The following is an 18,493-nucleotide window of genomic DNA, read 5'->3' on the forward strand; positions in this document are numbered from 1 at the left end:
TTCCTTGTATTTCTTCCCGGGAAGACTGTTTATATCAATGATGACCGTGAAGGGGAAAGTTCAACGTGGTGCGGGTGCCGTGCCAAGTTCATCGGAGACAATATCAATCACGCGCCGGTCCAGCGGCACCCAGCGATGCAATGCCACTGGCACTTCATAGGTATTACCCAGCGGCAGGAGCGCGCTGCGGTGTGGCAAAATGGTGGCGTCGTAGCGGGTCCAGATGGAAACCGGCTCGAGCGGTTCGAGGCTGTGTATTTCCCGGTTCAGGCGCGCCAGGAATTCACTGCCCACGCTCAGCTGGCGCCCGCCCCGGTAGGGCAGGCAGTTGGCCCAGACGCTGCCGAAGTGGGGGCTGGCGATGGAAATATACTTGTGGACCCGTTCCTGCCCGCCCAGTACCTGGATATAGTGCCGGGCGACAATGCCGCCCATGCTGAATCCTACCAGTGCACAGGTCTGGTCCGGCTCCACCAGTTCCTCCACCTGGCTCTTCAACTGGTGGGCGAGGAATTCCATTCCGTACCAGCCGGAATTGTATTGCAGGTGGATGTAATATGCGGAGAAGCCGGCACTGTCCAGCACTGCCTCCATGCGGTGCATGGACTTGCCGCGGTCGAAGATGCCCGGGATTAGCAATACTACCCTCCCCCTGTTGCTCATGGGCTGTCGACATCCTCGCGCATCTTGAGGTAGGACATATCTTCCAGGGTACGGTATACCCCCGCGATATTGAGCGGCAGCCATTCGTCATACATTTCCAGGTCCCGGAACTCCGGCAGGCGGATTTCCACCTGCAATGCCTGCAGGGACTTGCCGGCCAGCATGCCGTCGCGCACGGCGTCATAGAGCGCTTGCAGGTAGGTGAGGTAGCGCTGCACATCTTCGCGGTCGCCGGTCCCGGCATGCCCGCCGACAAATACGTCAAAGGGCTCGCCCGCCAGCACCTCACGGGTCGAGCGGATCATGCCGTGGATATCGTAGCCCGGCAGGTCCCGGTAAGGCATGCGGCCCACCACGATCCAGTCCACAACGAACAATACATTGGCGGGCATAAAGCGCATGCTCACCGAGCCGCGGCCATTATTGGGACCGTGATAGCGCAGCCTTACCTGGCCTTCGCCGAGGTTGACGGTCAGTCTCTCGCGGAATGTGATGTCCGGCAGGGCGGTGGGGACCCGGGTCCAGGCCAGGTCCTCCGCGGCATACTGGTGGGCAATGATGGTGGTGCCACCCCGGGCGAAGACTTCACCGCCCAGGGTGTGGTCCACATGATTATGGCTGTACGCCATATAGCGTACCGGCTTTTCGAAGCGCCGGCTTAATTCACCATGAAGCCATTGCGCGGCAGCGGCGGAAATCGGGTCGGCGAGGAAGATGCCCGCGTTGGTAACCATAAAGACGGAGCGGTAGCTGCCGGCAGTAAAACGGTAGACATTGGCCTTGACCGGATCGATACGGTATTCCGGCGCCTGCTGCGCAGCCCGTGCACTATCGTGGTCGAACAGCCCGAGCAGGAAAGCAACAAGGGAAAGCGCTAGCGCTGGCTTCATGGGGACCTGCCGCAATAAGGTGCATCGTAATCAGCGGTCACCATCGATAACATCGCGAAACTTGTCAACGATATTGCGCAGGTGGGTCCTGACGGTGGACTGCTTCTTTTTTGGTGCTTGTTTGGACCTGCGTGCGACCGGTTGCGCTGCATCGACCTTTCGCACTTGTTGCCGGTGCTGTTGCTGTTGCCTTTGCTGTCTCTGCTTGAGTTCGTCGCTGAGTGACAGGAGTACGTCATTCTCCGGCTGGATACTGAGACCGCTATCGACGTAGAAGTGGGCATTGCGTAAATCATTCTGGTCGATTTCCACCCTTGCCAGGCGGACAAATTCGTCGATTACCCGGGCGATCCCGGCATTGGCCCTGGCATTGTCCTGGTCGAGCGCCAGTGCCTGGCGGTAATAGTGCAGTGCATTGTTTCCTTCCGGCTGCTGCAACCGGCCGTCCTGCAATGCCTGTGCACCCTGCTTCAGGTAGCTATCCAGCTGTTTTTTCTCGGCGGTCTTGCGGCCCAGGATCGCTTCCAGGTTGGAGTTATCCAGTGCCAGCACCTGGCTGTAGTAATTACGCGCGTTATTACCTGCCGGTAACATAAAGCGCCCGGCGTCCATGCTGAGCTGCGCCTGTTCCAGCAGCCGCTCGATCTCACGCTCGGTTGGGGTTTTATAGAAAAAGCCGAAATATACAGTAAGCAGTAGCACGCAGCTTGCCACTGTCAGCAGTTTTGCCTTTTGTCCAGCGGGTCCGGCAAGCCTGCGCTGGCGGATAAAGGGCAGCGTTATATCAGTTTGTTGGCTATCGTCACCTTCCAGTACCCGGTCGATATCCGCAATCAATTCGCGGCAGGAGGGATAACGGTCCCGAGGGTCTTTCGCCAGCATCCGTTTCACCAGCGGCGCCAGGTAGTCAAACTCTTCCGGGAGTTCCGGTACCGGCAACTGGATATGGTTCAGTGCTGTACTGGTGTGGCTGTCGCCCTTGAACGGGTTTCGGCCCAGTAACAGCTCCAGCAACACCACACCCAGGCTGTAGATATCGGTGGTGATATCGAGTGGGTGACATTGCGCCTGTTCCGGACTGCTATAGGACGGACTTCCCAGGCTGAGGCCGCTCTGGGTAAGGTCCGAGTCACTCTCGACATTCTTGGCAATACCGAAATCTGTCAGCACCGCGGTGCCGTCCGCGCGGAAGAGAATGTTGGTGGGCTTTACGTCCCGGTGGATGATGCCATTGTCGTGGACAATGGATAGTCCCTCGGCCACCTGGCGGATCAGTGCGAGAATCGGTGCCGGACGTGTAAAGCGATCGACATTCTCGATTACATCGCCGTTGCCGACAAATTCCATGGCGATGTAGTAATCGCCGCTTTCCATGCTCGCAACATCGTAGATGGTAATGAGATGGGGGTTGTTGAGGCCGGCGATAAAACGAGCCTCATTGATAAAGCGCTGACCAAACTCGGCATCGGCGCAGTTGCGCAGCACTTTTATCGCTACCTTGCGATCCAGGGATTCCTGGGTGGCGAGATAAACAGACGCCATGCCGCCGTGGCCGATGGCGGCATGAATGGTGTAGCCGGGTATCTGAATATCGGGAGAATCCATATACGCCTGTTTTGCCTGTTATCCATACGAGGACCGCGGCCAGCGGGCATTGCCCGCCACAACTGCTTGCCAGCAGCGGGCGTATTCCCTGCCCGGCCTGGATATGCAACTGGCGTGAAACCTGGCTACGCCGTCTCTGCTGTGGGCAGGAGAGACTGTATGGAGAGTCAATCGGGAATAGCGTGCTGGCCGGGGAAGCCGATCCGGCCCGGCCATATCAAAGCTTGTATAACTAGATAGACGACGGGCTACGACTTTACAATCGCGGCAGGGATTCCCCGGAAAAAAGAGGCGTCGTCTATCTGGGCGTGGGAAGTGGAAGCTTATTTTTCATCCGGGTTCCGGTCCCGGGGCGGCAGGCCGTGATACCAGTCGCGGTAGGGGGTGTTCTTCACCATGTAGCGGTTATAGTCGGGTGCGCCGTCATGCCACCAGGCTGGCCCGCGCTCACCGAGCGCCACCTTGGCTGCATGCACACCCTCGCGGGCGGCTTTTTCCGCCACCTCGTTGGCTGCTTTCCTGGCGCGTCCCACGGCGGAGCGGTGGCGCATCAGTTCTCGGGTCAGTCGCTCGCGCTCGCCCTCCGTAAGCGCCGGGTTACTCATGCGCCACAGCCTGCCCCGGACCACAAAGTAGCGGCCATCGGGTGTTACCGGGTAGCGCATATTCCCTTCCGCTCCTCCTATTCCTGTTCGGTCCTGTAAACCTGCATACCGCGGGCACGGTAGTTATCCAGCGCACCCTCATGGTCCAGCGAGCAGGTATGCACCCATACGCGACGGGTGTTGCCCCAGTCCCACGCCGACTGCAGGGCGTGGGACAGCAGGTAGCCGCCAAAGCCGCGGCCAATAAACCGTGGCGCCAGGCCAAAGTAGGCAATCTGTACATTGCCTTCCCACTGCTTTTCCAGCTCATAGTAGCCGGCAATGGACCCGCGGTAATACGCCACCCAGGTACGCAGGGCCTGGCGTTCCGCATATGCCTTCCACTCTGCATCTGGCAGCGAGAGCCGGTCCACCCATTGCCATGGCTCCCCCACCAGCTGGTAGAGGTAGCGGTTGAAGCGGAATTCCTTTTCCTCTGCCTCTACCACCTCCAGCCCCTCGGGTTTGGGCTTGCTTTTGAGGCTTTGCTGGTCGGTCATCTCCAGGTAGTAGGTGGTGACTGGTTCAATATTGCTCAAGGTTTTGCTCTGGTAAAAAAGTTGCAGTGCAGCCGGCCGGTAGCCTGGTTCCGGGTAGCCCGTGAGCCTGTCGATCAAGGCGGTTACGCCGGTGGATTGACAATAGGTTATGTCGCGTTCCGTAACCTCCATAATAGTGCGCTGAATCCACGGCTGCGCAGGGAGAGGAACAGGCCGATAGCGATTTCCACAAGGGTGACCAGCAAGGTGATCATTGTACTGGCATAACGATCCCCCAGCTGATGACGCTCGGCGGTGTAGTACCAGAGCCAGATACCATTGTCGACCAGGTCGGGAAGCGCCCAGGAAAGTATATAGACACCCAGGATACAAAATGCGACAGCGAGTATGTCGGTAGCGCGGTCGGAGAAACTGATGGGATGCGAACTTTCAAACGGCAGCAACTTTCCGGCGACAGACATCGGGAAACGCATGAATATTGCGCTGGCAGCAAAGATGATGGCCAGTTCTGTCACGGCCAGGTAGGCAATAGCCGTGGTATCCCCGAAGTTGCTCTGGTTCAACATTGCAAAGGTTGCGTGGTGGCTGGAAATCGACTTGAGACCAATGATGGCCAGCATAATGCCGCATATCCTGATGCCTACGGCCAACAGTTCGATTGGTTTCATGGTGACGGACTCCCCTGAATTGCCATCTTTCTTCTAGCCCGCTCGGCTGCCATTCGGGACCGGGGATTCGGGGATGGCCAGGCACGGGCTGAGGCCATCCTCATAACCGATGTCGAACAGCATACCCTGTGAGGTCTCCCCAGCCATCTCTCTTTCCGGGAGGTTTACCACGAACAGCGCCTGCCGGCCCGTGATCGCCTGCGGGTTGTCTCGCTCCTGGCGGATACCCGCGAGGATAGAGCGCTGGTGGTCGCCAAAGTCCACGGTAAGCTTCATCAGCTTGCGTGATTGCGCGATCTCCGCCACCTCCAGAATGGTGCCGACGCGGATATCGAGCTTATCCAGAACCTCTACTGTAACCATGTCTTTTACGGGGGCAGGTCTCAATGTGATCTCTCCCTTACGATAAAGTTTTTCGTATATGCCCGGCACTCAACTGAAACCGGGCGTTCCTGCGATTTGCGCTTGTACAGGTGAAGCGGGGCAGGTTGAATAACTGGTTTCACTTATGAGGGGTAAGAGTCACAGCGGCGCTTGAACCAGCCGGTACGGCGCTCATGGTTGACGGGGCAGTTGTCCTGGCAGTTCTCACCGAGGTCATCGATGCTTGTGGCGTCGGGGTAAGTGGCCACCACTTCCCCGTCGATCACGTGGCTGTAGCCCGGATTACTGCTGTCGATCCTGAAGTGGTTCTTTTTCTCACCGATCAGGATCATATTGCCTGCGAGCGCGTAAACATCGAAGCGCCACATGCCCCAGGATGTCCAGTCGTACATTATCAGGCATGTGGACATGCTTTTCAGTGGTTCCTGCTTTTCCTGAGCATATCCCGGCGCGGAAAAAACCAGGGCGATTATTATCATTTTTATTTTTTTCATATGGCGTCTGCGCGAAATCTTGCTTGGTCGTTCCCTGTGGCTTCAGGGGCTACCTAAAATACCATATCAGCCTTCAGTCATACATGACGAGGCCAGTTCACCAATTTTGGTCTTATTCGTATCGTCAGATTTTCCCAGGGCACCAATCACGGCATCCCTGTTGCGTGCCGGTTGGTTCTGGCTCAATTTCCATTGTCCCTCTATCGATATCACCTCGATTTCCAGTCCGACCACAGCCTTCAACATCTTCTGGATATAGTCCTCCGGCGCATCACTGATTGACCACGCCTCCTCACCGGAGCCTTCCTGTTGGGCCGTCAGCTTTTCGAGGGTCTCATGGGTCCAGGCGGGATCATGCACAAAGTGCATGTTGCCTCGTATATGCACACTCACATAATTCCAGGTGGGAACTGCCCTGCCGTGTTCCTGTTTGGTTGGGTAAAGACTGGGAGAGATATAACAGTTTGGGCCATTAAAAATCAGTAGCACTTCGGCGCCATCGCAGGCTTCCCGCCACAGGTGGCTTGCCCTGGCGATATGCCCCTGCAGGACCAGATTGCGATCACGTTCGGCAATAACCAGTGGCAGGTGGAATGCCTCAACCCCTGCTCCGTTACCGGTGACCAGGGTCGCAAGTGGATACTCGGCAATAATTTGTTTGATTTTTTCCGGGTCGGCCTGCCTGAATGGCTTTGGTGTATACATCTGCTGGTTTCACAGTTGTGCTGGTAAAAGCGCCCCTGACTCCGGGCGCCAATTTGGAGTGTCTAAAGGTCACTCGCCCGGGTTGTCCCGGCTATGCACCCGGGACCTGAAAGAACTTGATGCTGAGCGGGTATTGCCATAGTTCGCCTTCACTGGCCTTGACAGCTGCGATTACCACAAAAATAACCTCGACTAGCAGCAGGACGAAAAAGCCCAGGATGCCGATGACAACAAAAACCAGGATAGAGCAGATCAGGGCGTAGATGATTAAGCTGATCATCCAGTTGAGGATCACCTTCCCATGGCGATCAATCTCGACAGACTGATCCTTGTTGGTGGCCCACATGATGATGGGCAGCGCAAACCCGGCGACTGGCAAAAAGAAGCCGGTCAGCTGGCTGAGGTGCATCAGCATCAGGAATGTATTTTTATCCATTCCCCATGGTCTTATTTCATTCATTCCTAATCCCTCTCATTTCTTACTGCTCTTTGAATGGCTAGTGATTGTTCAAAGCGGTTTTTTTCGGCGAGTTAATTAGTCATCGGTAGCCCTGAAGTTATAGCCAGGCCGGATTTTTGCTTTGTTCTTCTCAGCCAGCCGCTCAACTGCATTGGCATCATTGTTTATCAGCTGTTCGAGCGCTTTGACCAGCTGGCCGCGTGATACCGATACCCACCTGTTCTGCCCGACAGCCCCGCACATGAAAATCGTCGCAAGCGTAGCCAGGAAAATTGTAAGATTGTGCTGAACACCAAGCACCTCCAGGGCAATCAATATCACCAGTGCCGTGATTGAGAGTGCCTGCAGGCCGTAAATGACAGCCTGCTCTTTTCTCGCTTTTATCAGTATGTTTATGGTGTCTTCGCTGATCATCTTGATATTCTCCCCTGGTCGAAAGGTGTCGCGGCATGAGGGCGGTTCGTTGCCTCTGGCCCTGTCAGGCTTTCGCTCTGGAAGTGCTGCTCCATAGCGGCCACTTTTCATATCAGGGATGCTTTACCGTATGTCATTCAAGTGGCGTAGATGGAGCGCCTGTCCTTTAAAATTAGCCGAAAGGCACTAGGTCCAGCTGCCGGCTGCAATAACCGGGTACCAGATTAGAGCGACATAAAGCAGCGGTGCGCCAATTGCCACCACTGTCAGTGACAGGCCAGCATGCGGATAGAAAACCCTTTCATTAAAAACGATATGACTATTCAAAAGCCCGGCAACGTTGGTCAGGGTGGCTTTAAGTCGCAGAAGCCTTTCCCTAAGCAGTAACATGGATTGTTTCAGGTAGAGCAGTAAAAAGCCAATGGCGAACTCCGCACCCGCCAGCTCCGCAAGCATCACCACTTCGACAGCAAATGGCGCAATCAGGATAACGATTGACCAGAATAGAATCGCTCTTATTTGATGTCTGCCGGGCTTTATTTTCATGGCTTCCCTGTGCTGGTTTCCTGAATCCAGTATCGCTGGGCTACTGGCCGCGCCCGGAGTAATTCCGGCGGTACGTTATGTGGACAGTGCTATGTGCCGGCTTCCCCATTAAGCAGCTGGTACCCGGCATAGGAGGCAGCAATGACCAGAATCCAGAACAGGATGCTGAGTACAACAACCAGGAAACCGTCTGGCTGCCTGCCAGGTTTCGTAAACGGTTTACATAACCAGTAGCCGGGCACCTGGAACAGGATTTCAGCCGCTATCGAAAATACAATTTCAAACAGGAACCGGCCCAATACCCGGAATATTCCTGTGAATACCTCTTCCATGAAGCTCCTCTCATTGCTCGGCAGGTTTTACCTGCCTGTCTCAGGCATGGTCATATCCCGGTTAATGGCAGTGTCGGGATGTGACTGTTTTCTTCCGTATGGACCCTATTTAACCACGCCGGATCGGTGTAATCCCGTGTAATTTCTGCGGGCTCAGTCAGCCGGTAATTACCAGCGCCTTTAGAAACAACAGTACCGCCGGATGGTCGGCGGCGGTGCGCTTGAAGGTGGCGGCGTTCTGGATTTCGTATTGGAACTGGTCCGGGCGCAGGGCGATAAGCTCGCCGTCCTGCTGGTGGCGCCTTGCCAGGTAGGAGGGAAGGAAGCCGATGAACTTTCCTGACTGGATCATGGCCAGGCGCGCTGCCATATGGTTGGCGGTGCTCTTGTTGGGAAACAGGCGATACAGGTGGGCGGCGCCGGAGAGCACCGCGTGGCTGGGGGCCGCCAGTTCTTGCTGGGTCAGTAACTCCTCACTAACGTTGGGTTCTGAGGCCAGCGGGTGGCTGCGGTGACAGTAGAGTAGTGACTGGTGGTTGAACAGGGGGCGGTAATCCAGGCCCGGACGCCTGGTGTGCAGTGGGTTGATACCCACGTCCGCGCGACCGGCAAGGATTTCCAGCTCCAGTTCCTGTGGCGCGGCCAATTGCAGGTCCAGTTGCAGCTGGGGCGCACGTTCGCGGATGCCGGCCAGGGTGGCAGGCAGGTCCAGCTGGGGAATCTCCAGCGCGTCGTCCGGCAGCACGATGCGCAGGCTGCCGGTAAGCTGGGACTGGATGGCGTTGACCTGGCTCTTGAAGGCGGCCAGGTGGCCGTCCAGTTCGCCGATTGCCTGGTACAGGGCCTCGCCATCCGGGGTCAGCTTGAAGTCTGCGCGGCCTCGGGAGCGCAGGCACAGTTGCATGCCCAGGCGGGTCTCCAGGTCGGTGAGGTGCAGGCTGATGGTGGAGCGGCTGATGTTGAGTGCCACCTCTGCCGGGGCCAGTCCGCCCGCACGCACCACCTCGCGGAAGACCCGCAGCAGCCGCAGGTCCATATCGGTGACTCGCCCACCCAGTGCCTTCTTGCCGCTCATCAGGTTATCCACTCTCGTTGAAAGACGGGTTTCCCGCCATGTCCGCGGGGCCCTGATGCGGGGAAACACCAGGGTAGGCGGCAGAATAGACCAAAGTTTGACAGGGGTAAATTTTAGTTGGAGAAAATACACTATGCGTCCTCTCGGCCCCCGTCCAGAATTCCGGGTATCTGCCCAAAGTCCACTAGATGCAAGGAGTCCGATAGTGCAGCTGGCAAAACCGGAATTGTTGAAGACACAGAACTATATCAATGGCCAGTGGCGGGATGCCGCCTCCTCTATCGAGGTGCGCGATCCGGCCAATGGGACGCTGCTGGCGGAGATCGCCGACGGCTCCGCGACGGACGCCGGGGCGGCGGTGGCTGCGGCCCATACCGCTTTGCCGGCCTGGCGCGAGAAGACCGCGGCCGAGCGCGCGGCGGTGCTGAAGCGCTGGCACCAGCTGATCATGGACAATGCCGATGACCTGGCCCGCATCCTCACCCTGGAGCAGGGCAAGCCTCTGGCGGAGGCGAAGGGCGAGATCGCCTATGGCGCGTCCTATATCGAGTGGTATGCGGAGGAGTGCCGCCGCGCCTACGGCCAGACCATCCCCACCCACAATCCGGCCATGCGCCTGCAGACCATCCGCCAGCCCGTGGGCGTCGTGACCTGCATTACGCCGTGGAACTTCCCCAATGCGATGATCACCCGCAAGGCGGCACCGGCACTGGCAGCCGGCTGTACCGTGGTGATCAAGCCGGCCTCCGAGACGCCGCTGTCTGCGCTGGCCCTGTGCCAGCTGGCGGAGGAGGCGGGCCTGCCGGCGGGCACCATCAATATGGTGGTGGGATCCGACGCCCCGGCCATTGGCAGGGTATTGACCGAGGATGAGCGGGTGGCCAAATTCACCTTTACCGGCTCCACCGCCGTGGGCAAGATCCTGATGGCCCAGTGCGCCACCGGTGTGAAAAAGATGTCCATGGAGCTGGGCGGTAATGCGCCGTTTATCGTCTTCGATGACGCCGACCTGGACACCGCGGTCAGCGCCTGTGTGGCCACCAAGATGCGCAATGCCGGCCAGACCTGCGTGTCCACCAACCGCATCTACGTACACGAGTCAGTACACGACGAGTTTGTGGAAAAACTGCGGGCAAAGGTGGCGGAACTGCAGGTAGGCCATGGCACTGACGAGGGAGTTACCGTGGGTCCGTTGATTCACCGCCGCGCTGTCGAGCGGGTGGCGCAGCTGGTGCAGGACTCGGTCGACGCGGGTGCCACCATCGAACTGGGTGGCGACTTCCTGCCGGCGGGCGAGAACTACTATGCGCCCACGGTGATTTCGGGCGTAACCGATGACATGCGTATCGCACAGGAAGAGATCTTCGGCCCGCTGGCACCGGTGCAGAAATTCACCGACGAGGACGATGTAATCCGCCGTGCCAACAATACCCCCTACGGCCTGGCGGCTTATGTGATGAGTGAAAACATCCGCCGCGCCAACCGGGTGGTGGAAGCGCTGGAATACGGTATGGTGGCCTGTAACACGGGCGTATTCTCCACCACCGTGGCGCCTTTCGGCGGCAGCAAGGAATCCGGCATTGGCCGCGAGGGCGGTGTCGAGGGTATGGCGGAATTTTACGAAACCAAGTACTGCTGCTTTGGCGCCTGATATTGAACGACACGCAGGAGCGGCCAGCGGCCGCTCCTGCGGGACTGAAACAAAAGTATGTGATCGGCCATAATGACGGTCACGGCACAGAGAGATAACACAAAGGGAAAACCCGGAGTAAAGACTATGTCCGAAATGAACAGTGATGCATTCTGGATGCCATTCACCCCGAATCGCTCCTTCAAGGCGGCGCCGCGTATTGTCGAGCGCGCCGAGGGTATTTACCTGATGGAGAAGGATGGCCGCCAGATTATCGACGCGACCGCCGGCCTGTGGTGTTCCAACGCCGGCCACTGCCGCACCGAGATTGCCGACGCGATCCACCAGCAGGCGAAGAAGCTGGATTACAGCTCCATCTTCAACTTCGGCCACGAACTGAGTTTTGAATATGCCAACCGGCTGGTGCAGTACACGCCGGACGGACTCAACCGGGTATTCTTCGGCAATTCCGGTTCCGAGGCGGTGGAGAGTGCCCTGAAGATTGCGCTGCAGTACCAGCGCGCCCGCGGCAAGGGTACCCGCACCATGTTTATTGGTCGCGAGAAGGGTTACCACGGGGTGAACTTCGGCGGCATTTCCGTGGGCGGTATCGCACCCAACTACCAGAGTTTTGGCCAGCCGGTGAAGGCCAACCATATGCGCCATACCCTGGATATCGAGCGCAATGCCTTCAGTCGCGGCCTGCCGGAGCACGGCGTGGAACTGGCGGAGGACCTGGAGCGGCTGGTGGCCTTCCACGGCGCCGACCAGATCGCCGCGGTGATTGTCGAGCCCTTCTCCGGCGCCGGCGGTGTGGTGCTGCCGCCCAAGGGCTACCTGAAGCGCATCCGCGAGATCTGCGACCAGCACGACCTGCTGCTGATTTTCGATGAGGTGATCTCCGGCTGGGGCCGCACCGGTTCCGCGTTTGCGTCCATCGAGTGGGACGTGACCCCGGACATGATTACCTCGGCCAAGGGCATTACCAATGCCGCCGTACCGCTGGGTGCGGTGTTTGTGCACGACCATATCTACAACACAGTGATGAACGCCGCCCCCGAGGGCATGGTGGAGTTCTTCCACGGCTACACCTATTCCGCCCACCCGGTGGCCTGTGCCGCGGGCATGGCGACCCTGGATATCTACGAGCGCGAGGGCCTGCTGACCCGCGCCTCGGGCGATATCGGCAAACACTGGGAAAATGCCCTGCACAGCCTGGCGGACCTGGACAATGTGATCGATGTGCGCAACTACGGCCTGGTGGGCGCGATCGAGCTGCGCGCGCCGGCGGAGCTCAAGGGCAAGTTCGGCGGCAAGGCTTCCATGGCGGCCTGGGATGCGGGTGTGATGGCGCGCGGCATCGGCGATGCCCTGTGCATGTCCCCGCCCCTGATCATCGAGGAGCACCAGATCGACACCATCGTCGAGAAACTGCGCGGTGTGATCCAGTCCCTGGCGTAACGGCCAACGGGCTTTTGGCGACAGGCGGGCTTTGCCCGCTTCCTGTCGCCATTGCCTACACTGAAAGAGGGCCTGTTAGCAGGCCCTTAATGCGGCCCGGTGTCGCGATCCAGGCGTTTGCAGAGTCGGCTGGTGATCGCGATTCCCGGGCCGCGCCTGTGTCCGGTTGTCCCGGGCAGTTTCCTGTCCCCATCCTCTTTATCACGATAGCCGCTCCCCGGTCACTTTGGACAGATATGCTCCCGCACTACAATCCGTGAGTATCAATGTCCCAGAGGGAGACCATTCCATGGACTATGAAACCACTACCATGGCCACACGCCCGGTACTGCGGGTACTCACCGAGAACTGGTGGGTGCTGCTCCTGCGCGGGGTCTGCGCGGTGCTCTTCGGTATCCTCGCCTTTATCTGGCCGGGGCTGTCACTGCTGACGCTGGTGATCCTGTTCGGGGCCTTTGTATTCGCCGACGGTTTCCTCGCGTTGGTGGCGGCGGTGCTGGGACGGCATGAATCCACGCCCCTGTGGTGGCTGATCATTGCCGGGCTGGTGAGTGTTGCGGCGGGTATCGCGACCTTTATCTATCCGCAGGTGACCGGACTGGTGCTGATGATCTTTATTGGCAGCTGGGCACTGGTGCGCGGGGTATTCGAGGTAATCGGGGCCATCCGCCTGCGCCAGGAAATACAGCAGGAATGGTTGCTGATCGCCTCCGGCCTGCTGTCGGTGATTTTTGGAATTGCGGTACTGGTGAGTCCCGGTGCGGGGGCGCTGGCACTGCTGTGGGTAATTGCTGGCTATGCCATTGCCTTCGGCCTGCTGGAGATCTGGCTGGCGCTCCGGTTGCGCAAATATGGCCGGGCGGCGGCCTGACGGCAAGATGCCGGAAACCGGTGCTGGCGACAGGACCCCGAAGCGCCTGGATCAGTCCCGGCGATTGAAGCGGTGCCAGCGTCTTGCGCGCTGGCTGCCAAACGGATGCACGACTGCGCCCGGGCCGGTTTTACGGCCGCAGGCGGCGTAGGGGTTAGTGCGGGAGTCCCTGCCGGTGCCGAAGAAATGCTGTACCGCCTGCTCGGCTTCCGCGCGGCATGGGTAGGGGCCGAAGCACCGCCCACCGCGTACCTGGAAATACCAGTCGTCCCCGAGCTTGTAGAAACGGTCCGATCGCGGCGGGATGCCGCGGCCGGTTTCACCGGCGCGATGCTGGTGCATGTCGACCCTCCTGGAAACCGACCGCTACCCTGCGCCGGTTTCAGACTGCCTGAGGTACTGCTGCCAGGCGCTGGCTAGCGCCCGGCTTTGGCTACCCTCGGTTCCTGCTCGCGGTAGCGCACCGCGTAGAGATTCAGGCCCTTGAGGACATTCAGGGCCTCGAAAATCTGGTTGTCGTCCGCATACCACAGTTCGCGGCCGGCCTTCTCGCGCTGGCGATCGGCCGCTGTGCGGTCCTCGCCACCGTTGCCGTTACCCAGGTGGCCCGCCAGGTCCGCCTCGGTGGTGCGCGCGGGGCCCTCCATGCGCGTCACCTTGACCCGCTCGACTACAATATCCGGTGTAATGCCCTGGGCCTGGATGGAGCGGCCATTGGGGGTGAAGTAGAGTGCGGTGGTGAGTTTGATCGCGCGCTCATTGTTGATCGGGATCACGGTCTGCACCGAGCCCTTGCCGAAGCTGTCTGTGCCCATGACCACCGCGCGGCGATGATCCTGCAGCGCGCCGGCGACAATCTCTGCGGCAGAGGCGGAGCCGTCGTTGATCAGCACTACCAGCGGCACACCGTCGGTGAGGTCGCCGGGTTCTGCGGAGTAACTCAGGTTGGCGGATTCGCTGCGACCCTCGGTGTAGACCACCAGCCCTTCCTCGAGGAAGGCATCGGCCACTTCCACGGATGACTGCAGCACCCCGCCGGGATTATTGCGCAGGTCCAGCACCAGTCCTTTCAGTTTACCCTTGTCCTGCAGCTTGCGAATTTCCCGCATCACATCGGTGCCGGTGTCCAGCTGGAACTGGCTGATGCGCAGGTAACCGTAACCCTCGTCCAGCACTTTGCTGCGGACACTGCGCACGCGCACGGTATCGCGCTTGAGGGTGACATCGAAGGGTTGCTTGTAGCCCTTGCGGGCAATGGTCAGGGTCACGGAGCTGCCCCGCGGTCCACGCATACGCTCGACTGCCTCATCCAGGCTCAGTCCCTTGAGGGACTTGCCGGCGAGGCGCAATATCACGTCGCCGGCCTTGAGCCCGGCGCGCGCCGCTGGTGTGTCGTCCATGGGAGTGATTACGGTGATATGCTCGTTCTCGATCCCCACCTCGATACCCAGGCCGGCAAACTCGCCGGTGGTATTGGCCTGCAGGTCGTCAAACGATTCGCGGTCGAGGTAGGACGAGTGTGGGTCCAGGCCCTGGAGCATGCCGCGAATGGCATATTCCAGCAGGGTGCTGTCATCCACTTCCTCGATATATCCCTGGCGTATCTGTTCGAACACCTTGGCAAAGCTGCGCAGGTCTTCCAGGGGCAGGCGTGTAGTGGCGGAGGGTATCACCTGTTCGGCCGGGTCCCCCTCGCTGAGCCCCATCAGAGGCAGGGCGGTGAGAGCGGCTGCGCCCAGGAAGGTGGTCAGCGCCTTGGGTTTGAACATAACGTCGGGACCTCTGCCTTATTGCTCGCTTCTTTGCAAAAGTGTAGACCGCGGCGGCTGGCAGAGTTTTCAAGTTGGCGCGACACTCAACCGTGTGCAAAAACGGAGTGCCACTTGCTGACACGGGCGCCGAAAGCGGTTCGATGCAGCGGCCCGCTTTCTGCCCCGCCCTGAAGCGCGCTTTTCATTGCCTTTTTGCCGGGCTCAGGAAAGCGCGGTTATCGCGATGATAGACAAAAAGTGCGCGCGTCATCGAAAGCCCGGTGGGGCCCTGCGGCTGGACTTTCCAGTTTGTGTTATTCATGTATTCACCGCTGCGCCGCCGGGCCGGCACACGGGATTCGATCCGCGACACGGTTATGTTTTCGGCGGGAAGTCACCGGGTCAGGTTGTTATCGGGGTATGCGAATCCCGGCCCGCGCCGGGATGGGGAAACTGGCTGGTGGTGCGGCAGGCTAACGGCGGGGCAGGGAGGACTCGACGGGGATAATTATCCCCGGCACCAAACCGTGGGGTCCTGCGGTTTGCCGCGGTGGCGGATTTCGAAATAGACGCCGCTGTATTCCAGCCCGCCGCTGTTGCCCACCCGTGCAATGGTCTCACCGCGCTCCACCCACTCGCCCAGGCTGCGGGTGAGCGACTGGTTATGGGCGTAAAGGCTCATGTAGCCGTCGCCGTGATCGAGGATCACCAGCATGCCCTGGCCGCGCAGGTAATCGGAAAAGACCACGCGGCCGCGGTGAATCGCCCGTACCGGTGTGCCCTCGCCGGCGCGGATGGTAACGCCCTTCCAGGTGATGCCATTGTTGCGGCGCTGGCCAAAGGCGTTGGCGCGGCGGCCCTGGGCCGGCCACTGCATGCGGCCGCGCTGTTTGGCAAAGGGCATCTGGTCCTCGGGGTTGACCAGTGCCGCGATGGCCCGGCCCACTTCATCCACCAGCCGCTGCAGGCGGCTGCGGTCACCCTGCAACTGTTTCAGTTCACCACTCTTGTCGGCCAGTCGCGCGGCCAGCTTGTCGAGCGTCGCCTGGCGCGAGCGCTGCGCACTGACCAGCTGTTGCTCGCGGTCTTCCAGTTGCTTTCGCTCTGCGTCAAGCGTGTCACGCTCGTGCCGAATACTGGTGCTGACGGTGTCGAGATTGGTGAGGGTTTCGAGGTAGTCGTCGATAACGCGGCTGCGTTCTTGGAGGAAGTATTCGTGGTAGCGGAGCTGGCGGGCGATGTGCTGCGGGTCTTGCTGGTTGAGGAGCAGCTTGACCTGCTCCTGTCTGCCGAGTCGGTAAGCGGCGGCGACTTCCTGCTCGACCCGCCGCTGCATACTTCGTCGCGATTCTTCCAGCTGCTGCTGTTCTTCCTTCAATTCCTTCAGCTTGTCGGTGCGACTGCGCATGTCGTTCTTGATCTTGTCGATGCGCTTGTGCAGTTCGGAAATATCGCGCTCGTTACGCTCCAGGTCCTTGAGCAACTGGTCGCGCTCGCTGCGGACCTGGTTCAGCTCTTCCTGCAGCGACTCGATACGTTGCTTGATTTCCCGCAGCCGCTCCTGCTGTTCCTGCTCGCTCTGGGCGAACGCCGGCAGTGCCAGCAGGGTGGCGAAAACAATTACCAGTAACTTCATGCTTTGAATTGCACCAGGTTTTTTCCAGTCATTTCTTCCGGCTGCTGCAGCCCCATCAGGGCCAGCATGGTCGGGGCCACGTCCGCCAGGCTGCCGCCGTCGCGCAGGCTGACATCGCGCTTGCCGACGTAGACGAAGGGCACCGGCAGGGTCGAGTGCTGGGTGCTGACCTGGCCGGAGCCGGCGTCGAACATTTCCTCGACATTGCCGTGGTCGGCGGTGATCAGTACCTCGCCCCCGGCGGCCAGTGCCGCATCCACCACGCGGCTAACGCAGGTGTCCAGGGCCTCGACAGCCTTGACTGCCGCCTCGAACACGCCGGTATGGCCCACCATGTCGCCGTTGGCGTAGTTGCAGATGATCGCATCGTAGTCGCCACTGTCGATGGCTGCCACCAGCTTGTCGGTGACTTCCGGCGCGCTCATCTCCGGCTGCAGGTCATAGGTAGCGACATTCGGTGACTTGATCAGTTCCCGTACCTCGCCCTCGTACGGTTCCTCGCGGCCACCGCTGAAGAAGAATGTGACGTGGGCGTACTTTTCCGTCTCGGCAATACGCAGCTGGCGCTTGCCCTGCGCGGCCAGGTACTCGCCAAACGAATTGACCAGCTTTTCCGGCGGGAAAGCACAGCTGGCCTGGATGTCGGCCGCGTACTCGGTGGTCATGACGAAGTCTGCCAGCCTGGGTGCGGACTGGCGCTCGAAGCCGTCAAAATCCGCCTCGGTGAATGCGCGCGTCAGCTGGCGCGCGCGGTCGGGGCGGAAGTTCATGAATACCAGTGCGTCGCCGTCGGCGATCGGCGCGGCCTCGCCCACCAGGGTGGGGGCTACGAACTCGTCGTTCTCGCCGCGCTCATAGGCGGCATCCAGGCCCGCCATGGCGTCCGGGGCACTGTGCGCGGCCACGCCCAGGGTGAGCATGTCGTACACGGACTGGGTGCGGTCCCAGCGCTGGTCGCGGTCCATGGCGAAGTAGCGCCCGGCCAGGGTGGCAATGCGGGCGTTGCCCACCGAGTCGCAGACCTGCGTGAGGCGCTCCAGCGAGGGCCTGGCGCTGCGCGGCGGGGTATCGCGGCCGTCGAGGAAGGCGTGCAGGTAAATCCGTTTGGCGCCGCGCTGGGCTGCCAGGGTCACCATGGCCACGATGTGGTCCTCGTGGCTGTGCACGCCGCCCTCGGACAACAGGCCCATGATGTGCACGGCGCCGTCGTTGGCGATCGCCTTGTCCACGGCTGCGGTGTAGGCCGGGTTGCGGAAGAAGTCGCCGTCCTCGATCGCCTTGTTGATGCGGGTGAAGTTCTGGTACACGACCCGGCCGGCCCCGAGGGTCATATGGCCCACTTCCGAGTTGCCCATCTGGCCTTCCGGCAGGCCCACTGCCATGCCCGAGGTCTGGATCAGGGTTTTCGGCTGTTCGGCCCAGATCCGATCCCATACCGGGGAGTTCGCCGCAGAAATGGCGTTGTGCTCGTTGGTGTCACTGTGGCCGAAGCCGTCCAGGATCAGCAGGACCAGGGGACGATGGGTCGAGGGCATGGTGTGCGGGTTCCTGTAGTTTGTTGGTCGAACGAGATAAGGACGCGGATTTTAACCTGTTTGGCGGCCCGGGGTCAGGTATTGCATCCCGAAGATCTGGTTAAGATTTACTCACAATGGTGTATACTCCCGCCCTCTCCGGTCCCACGGGGCCGGAGCCGGATATTCGGTGCCGGCGCCATGGCGCCGGCGGGACGAGCAAAAACAAGACAAGAAGATAGGGGGACGA

General features: G+C 60.0%; 21 protein-coding genes. 3 read left to right on the top strand and 18 right to left on the bottom strand.

Translation table 11 applies throughout. The features are described from left to right. Positions 1-60: 60 nt before the first annotated feature. The 14 genes from ACH6CX_RS12695 to ACH6CX_RS12760 form a co-directional block, all read right to left on the bottom strand. Positions 61-663 (bottom strand): triacylglycerol lipase, encoded by a 603-nt coding sequence (locus ACH6CX_RS12695; protein WP_237061990.1) that lies wholly within the window; start codon positions 661-663, stop codon positions 61-63. Continuing rightward, the gene (locus tag ACH6CX_RS12700) at positions 660-1,553 is read right to left on the bottom strand and encodes an MBL fold metallo-hydrolase (protein ID WP_237061982.1); all 894 of its coding nucleotides are present in this window, start codon (positions 1,551-1,553) and stop codon (positions 660-662) included. The genes ACH6CX_RS12695 and ACH6CX_RS12700 overlap by 4 nt, the downstream gene beginning before the upstream one ends. 30 nt (positions 1,554-1,583) lie before the next feature. Next, the gene (locus tag ACH6CX_RS12705) at positions 1,584-3,158 is read right to left on the bottom strand and encodes a serine/threonine-protein kinase (RefSeq protein ID WP_237061980.1); all 1,575 of its coding nucleotides are present in this window, start codon (positions 3,156-3,158) and stop codon (positions 1,584-1,586) included. Between the two features lie 323 nt (positions 3,159-3,481). Beyond that, positions 3,482-3,823, bottom strand: a complete 342-nt coding sequence (locus tag ACH6CX_RS12710; protein ID WP_232939942.1) for a hypothetical protein — start codon at positions 3,821-3,823, stop codon at positions 3,482-3,484. 17 nt (positions 3,824-3,840) lie between these two features. After that, the gene (locus ACH6CX_RS12715; protein ID WP_232939940.1) at positions 3,841-4,341 is read right to left on the bottom strand and encodes a GNAT family N-acetyltransferase; all 501 of its coding nucleotides are present in this window, start codon (positions 4,339-4,341) and stop codon (positions 3,841-3,843) included. Between the two features lie 107 nt (positions 4,342-4,448). Next, positions 4,449-4,970, bottom strand: a complete 522-nt coding sequence (locus ACH6CX_RS12720; protein WP_237061978.1) for a hypothetical protein — start codon at positions 4,968-4,970, stop codon at positions 4,449-4,451. Positions 4,971-5,003: 33 nt separating this feature from the next. Further along, on the bottom strand, positions 5,004-5,357 hold the full coding sequence (locus ACH6CX_RS12725; RefSeq protein WP_237061976.1) for a hypothetical protein: 354 nt from the start codon (positions 5,355-5,357) through the stop codon (positions 5,004-5,006). A gap of 119 nt (positions 5,358-5,476) precedes the next feature. Continuing rightward, positions 5,477-5,833, bottom strand: coding sequence for a hypothetical protein (locus tag ACH6CX_RS12730; protein ID WP_396675511.1), 357 nt, complete (start codon positions 5,831-5,833; stop codon positions 5,477-5,479). An 81-nt stretch (positions 5,834-5,914) separates the two neighbouring features. Beyond that, positions 5,915-6,553, bottom strand: a complete 639-nt coding sequence (locus tag ACH6CX_RS12735; RefSeq protein WP_396675512.1) for an FMN-binding negative transcriptional regulator — start codon at positions 6,551-6,553, stop codon at positions 5,915-5,917. Between the two features lie 91 nt (positions 6,554-6,644). Continuing rightward, positions 6,645-7,013, bottom strand: coding sequence for a DUF4870 domain-containing protein (locus ACH6CX_RS12740; protein ID WP_232939931.1), 369 nt, complete (start codon positions 7,011-7,013; stop codon positions 6,645-6,647). Positions 7,014-7,088: 75 nt separating this feature from the next. After that, complete coding sequence (locus ACH6CX_RS12745) at positions 7,089-7,427, bottom strand: hypothetical protein (RefSeq protein ID WP_396675513.1); 339 nt, start codon at positions 7,425-7,427, stop codon at positions 7,089-7,091. 186 nt (positions 7,428-7,613) lie between these two features. Further along, positions 7,614-7,973, bottom strand: a complete 360-nt coding sequence (locus ACH6CX_RS12750) for a hypothetical protein (RefSeq protein WP_334078459.1) — start codon at positions 7,971-7,973, stop codon at positions 7,614-7,616. An 89-nt stretch (positions 7,974-8,062) separates the two neighbouring features. After that, complete coding sequence (locus ACH6CX_RS12755; RefSeq protein WP_237061972.1) at positions 8,063-8,305, bottom strand: hypothetical protein; 243 nt, start codon at positions 8,303-8,305, stop codon at positions 8,063-8,065. Positions 8,306-8,462: 157 nt separating this feature from the next. Then, positions 8,463-9,380 (bottom strand): LysR family transcriptional regulator, encoded by a 918-nt coding sequence (locus ACH6CX_RS12760; RefSeq protein ID WP_232939927.1) that lies wholly within the window; start codon positions 9,378-9,380, stop codon positions 8,463-8,465. Between the two features lie 205 nt (positions 9,381-9,585). On the opposite strand from ACH6CX_RS12760, the gene ACH6CX_RS12765 reads away from it, so the two are divergent. From ACH6CX_RS12765 to ACH6CX_RS12775, 3 genes are all read left to right on the top strand, one after another. Beyond that, the gene (locus ACH6CX_RS12765; protein ID WP_232939926.1) at positions 9,586-11,031 is read left to right on the top strand and encodes an NAD-dependent succinate-semialdehyde dehydrogenase; all 1,446 of its coding nucleotides are present in this window, start codon (positions 9,586-9,588) and stop codon (positions 11,029-11,031) included. 126 nt (positions 11,032-11,157) lie between these two features. Further along, positions 11,158-12,471 carry an aspartate aminotransferase family protein gene (locus ACH6CX_RS12770; protein WP_232939925.1) on the top strand — a complete coding sequence of 438 codons (1,314 nt, stop codon included), beginning with the start codon at positions 11,158-11,160 and terminating at the stop codon, positions 12,469-12,471. Positions 12,472-12,760: 289 nt separating this feature from the next. Beyond that, the gene (locus tag ACH6CX_RS12775; RefSeq protein WP_232939924.1) at positions 12,761-13,342 is read left to right on the top strand and encodes an HdeD family acid-resistance protein; all 582 of its coding nucleotides are present in this window, start codon (positions 12,761-12,763) and stop codon (positions 13,340-13,342) included. A gap of 51 nt (positions 13,343-13,393) precedes the next feature. Here ACH6CX_RS12775 and ACH6CX_RS12780 read toward each other — a convergent pair whose 3' ends face one another. From ACH6CX_RS12780 to gpmI, 4 genes are all read right to left on the bottom strand, one after another. Then, on the bottom strand, positions 13,394-13,684 hold the full coding sequence (locus tag ACH6CX_RS12780) for a DUF6316 family protein (RefSeq protein WP_232939923.1): 291 nt from the start codon (positions 13,682-13,684) through the stop codon (positions 13,394-13,396). A 74-nt stretch (positions 13,685-13,758) separates the two neighbouring features. Then, positions 13,759-15,111: a S41 family peptidase gene (locus ACH6CX_RS12785; protein WP_305080368.1), complete on the bottom strand. Its 1,353-nt coding sequence runs from the start codon at positions 15,109-15,111 to the stop codon at positions 13,759-13,761. Positions 15,112-15,601: 490 nt separating this feature from the next. Then, entirely contained in the window at positions 15,602-16,729 is a 1,128-nt protein-coding gene (locus tag ACH6CX_RS12790; RefSeq protein WP_232939922.1) for a murein hydrolase activator EnvC, read from the bottom strand. Next, positions 16,726-18,264 (bottom strand): 2,3-bisphosphoglycerate-independent phosphoglycerate mutase, encoded by a 1,539-nt coding sequence (gene gpmI, locus ACH6CX_RS12795; protein WP_334078460.1) that lies wholly within the window; start codon positions 18,262-18,264, stop codon positions 16,726-16,728. Before gpmI ends, ACH6CX_RS12790 begins: the two co-directional genes overlap by 4 nt. Between the last annotated feature and the right edge of the window lie 229 nt (positions 18,265-18,493).

The sequence above is a fragment of the Microbulbifer sp. JSM ZJ756 genome (genome assembly GCF_044383805.1).
Lineage (GTDB): Bacteria > Pseudomonadota > Gammaproteobacteria > Pseudomonadales > Cellvibrionaceae > Microbulbifer > Microbulbifer zhoushanensis.

Coding starts and splice junctions, on each gene's coding strand:
- ACH6CX_RS12695 (WP_237061990.1), bottom strand. CDS start 663: ATGAGCAACAGGGGGAGGGTAGTATTGCTAATCCCGGGCATCTTCGAC.
- ACH6CX_RS12700 (WP_237061982.1), bottom strand. CDS start 1,553: ATGAAGCCAGCGCTAGCGCTTTCCCTTGTTGCTTTCCTGCTCGGGCTG.
- ACH6CX_RS12705 (WP_237061980.1), bottom strand. CDS start 3,158: ATGGATTCTCCCGATATTCAGATACCCGGCTACACCATTCATGCCGCC.
- ACH6CX_RS12710 (WP_232939942.1), bottom strand. CDS start 3,823: ATGCGCTACCCGGTAACACCCGATGGCCGCTACTTTGTGGTCCGGGGC.
- ACH6CX_RS12720 (WP_237061978.1), bottom strand. CDS start 4,970: ATGAAACCAATCGAACTGTTGGCCGTAGGCATCAGGATATGCGGCATT.
- ACH6CX_RS12730 (WP_396675511.1), bottom strand. CDS start 5,833: ATGATAATAATCGCCCTGGTTTTTTCCGCGCCGGGATATGCTCAGGAA.
- ACH6CX_RS12735 (WP_396675512.1), bottom strand. CDS start 6,553: ATGTATACACCAAAGCCATTCAGGCAGGCCGACCCGGAAAAAATCAAA.
- ACH6CX_RS12740 (WP_232939931.1), bottom strand. CDS start 7,013: ATGAATGAAATAAGACCATGGGGAATGGATAAAAATACATTCCTGATG.
- ACH6CX_RS12745 (WP_396675513.1), bottom strand. CDS start 7,427: ATGATCAGCGAAGACACCATAAACATACTGATAAAAGCGAGAAAAGAG.
- ACH6CX_RS12750 (WP_334078459.1), bottom strand. CDS start 7,973: ATGAAAATAAAGCCCGGCAGACATCAAATAAGAGCGATTCTATTCTGG.
- ACH6CX_RS12755 (WP_237061972.1), bottom strand. CDS start 8,305: ATGGAAGAGGTATTCACAGGAATATTCCGGGTATTGGGCCGGTTCCTG.
- ACH6CX_RS12760 (WP_232939927.1), bottom strand. CDS start 9,380: ATGAGCGGCAAGAAGGCACTGGGTGGGCGAGTCACCGATATGGACCTG.
- ACH6CX_RS12770 (WP_232939925.1), top strand. CDS start 11,158: ATGTCCGAAATGAACAGTGATGCATTCTGGATGCCATTCACCCCGAAT.
- ACH6CX_RS12775 (WP_232939924.1), top strand. CDS start 12,761: ATGGACTATGAAACCACTACCATGGCCACACGCCCGGTACTGCGGGTA.
- ACH6CX_RS12780 (WP_232939923.1), bottom strand. CDS start 13,684: ATGCACCAGCATCGCGCCGGTGAAACCGGCCGCGGCATCCCGCCGCGA.
- ACH6CX_RS12785 (WP_305080368.1), bottom strand. CDS start 15,111: ATGTTCAAACCCAAGGCGCTGACCACCTTCCTGGGCGCAGCCGCTCTC.
- ACH6CX_RS12790 (WP_232939922.1), bottom strand. CDS start 16,729: ATGAAGTTACTGGTAATTGTTTTCGCCACCCTGCTGGCACTGCCGGCG.
- gpmI (WP_334078460.1), bottom strand. CDS start 18,264: ATGCCCTCGACCCATCGTCCCCTGGTCCTGCTGATCCTGGACGGCTTC.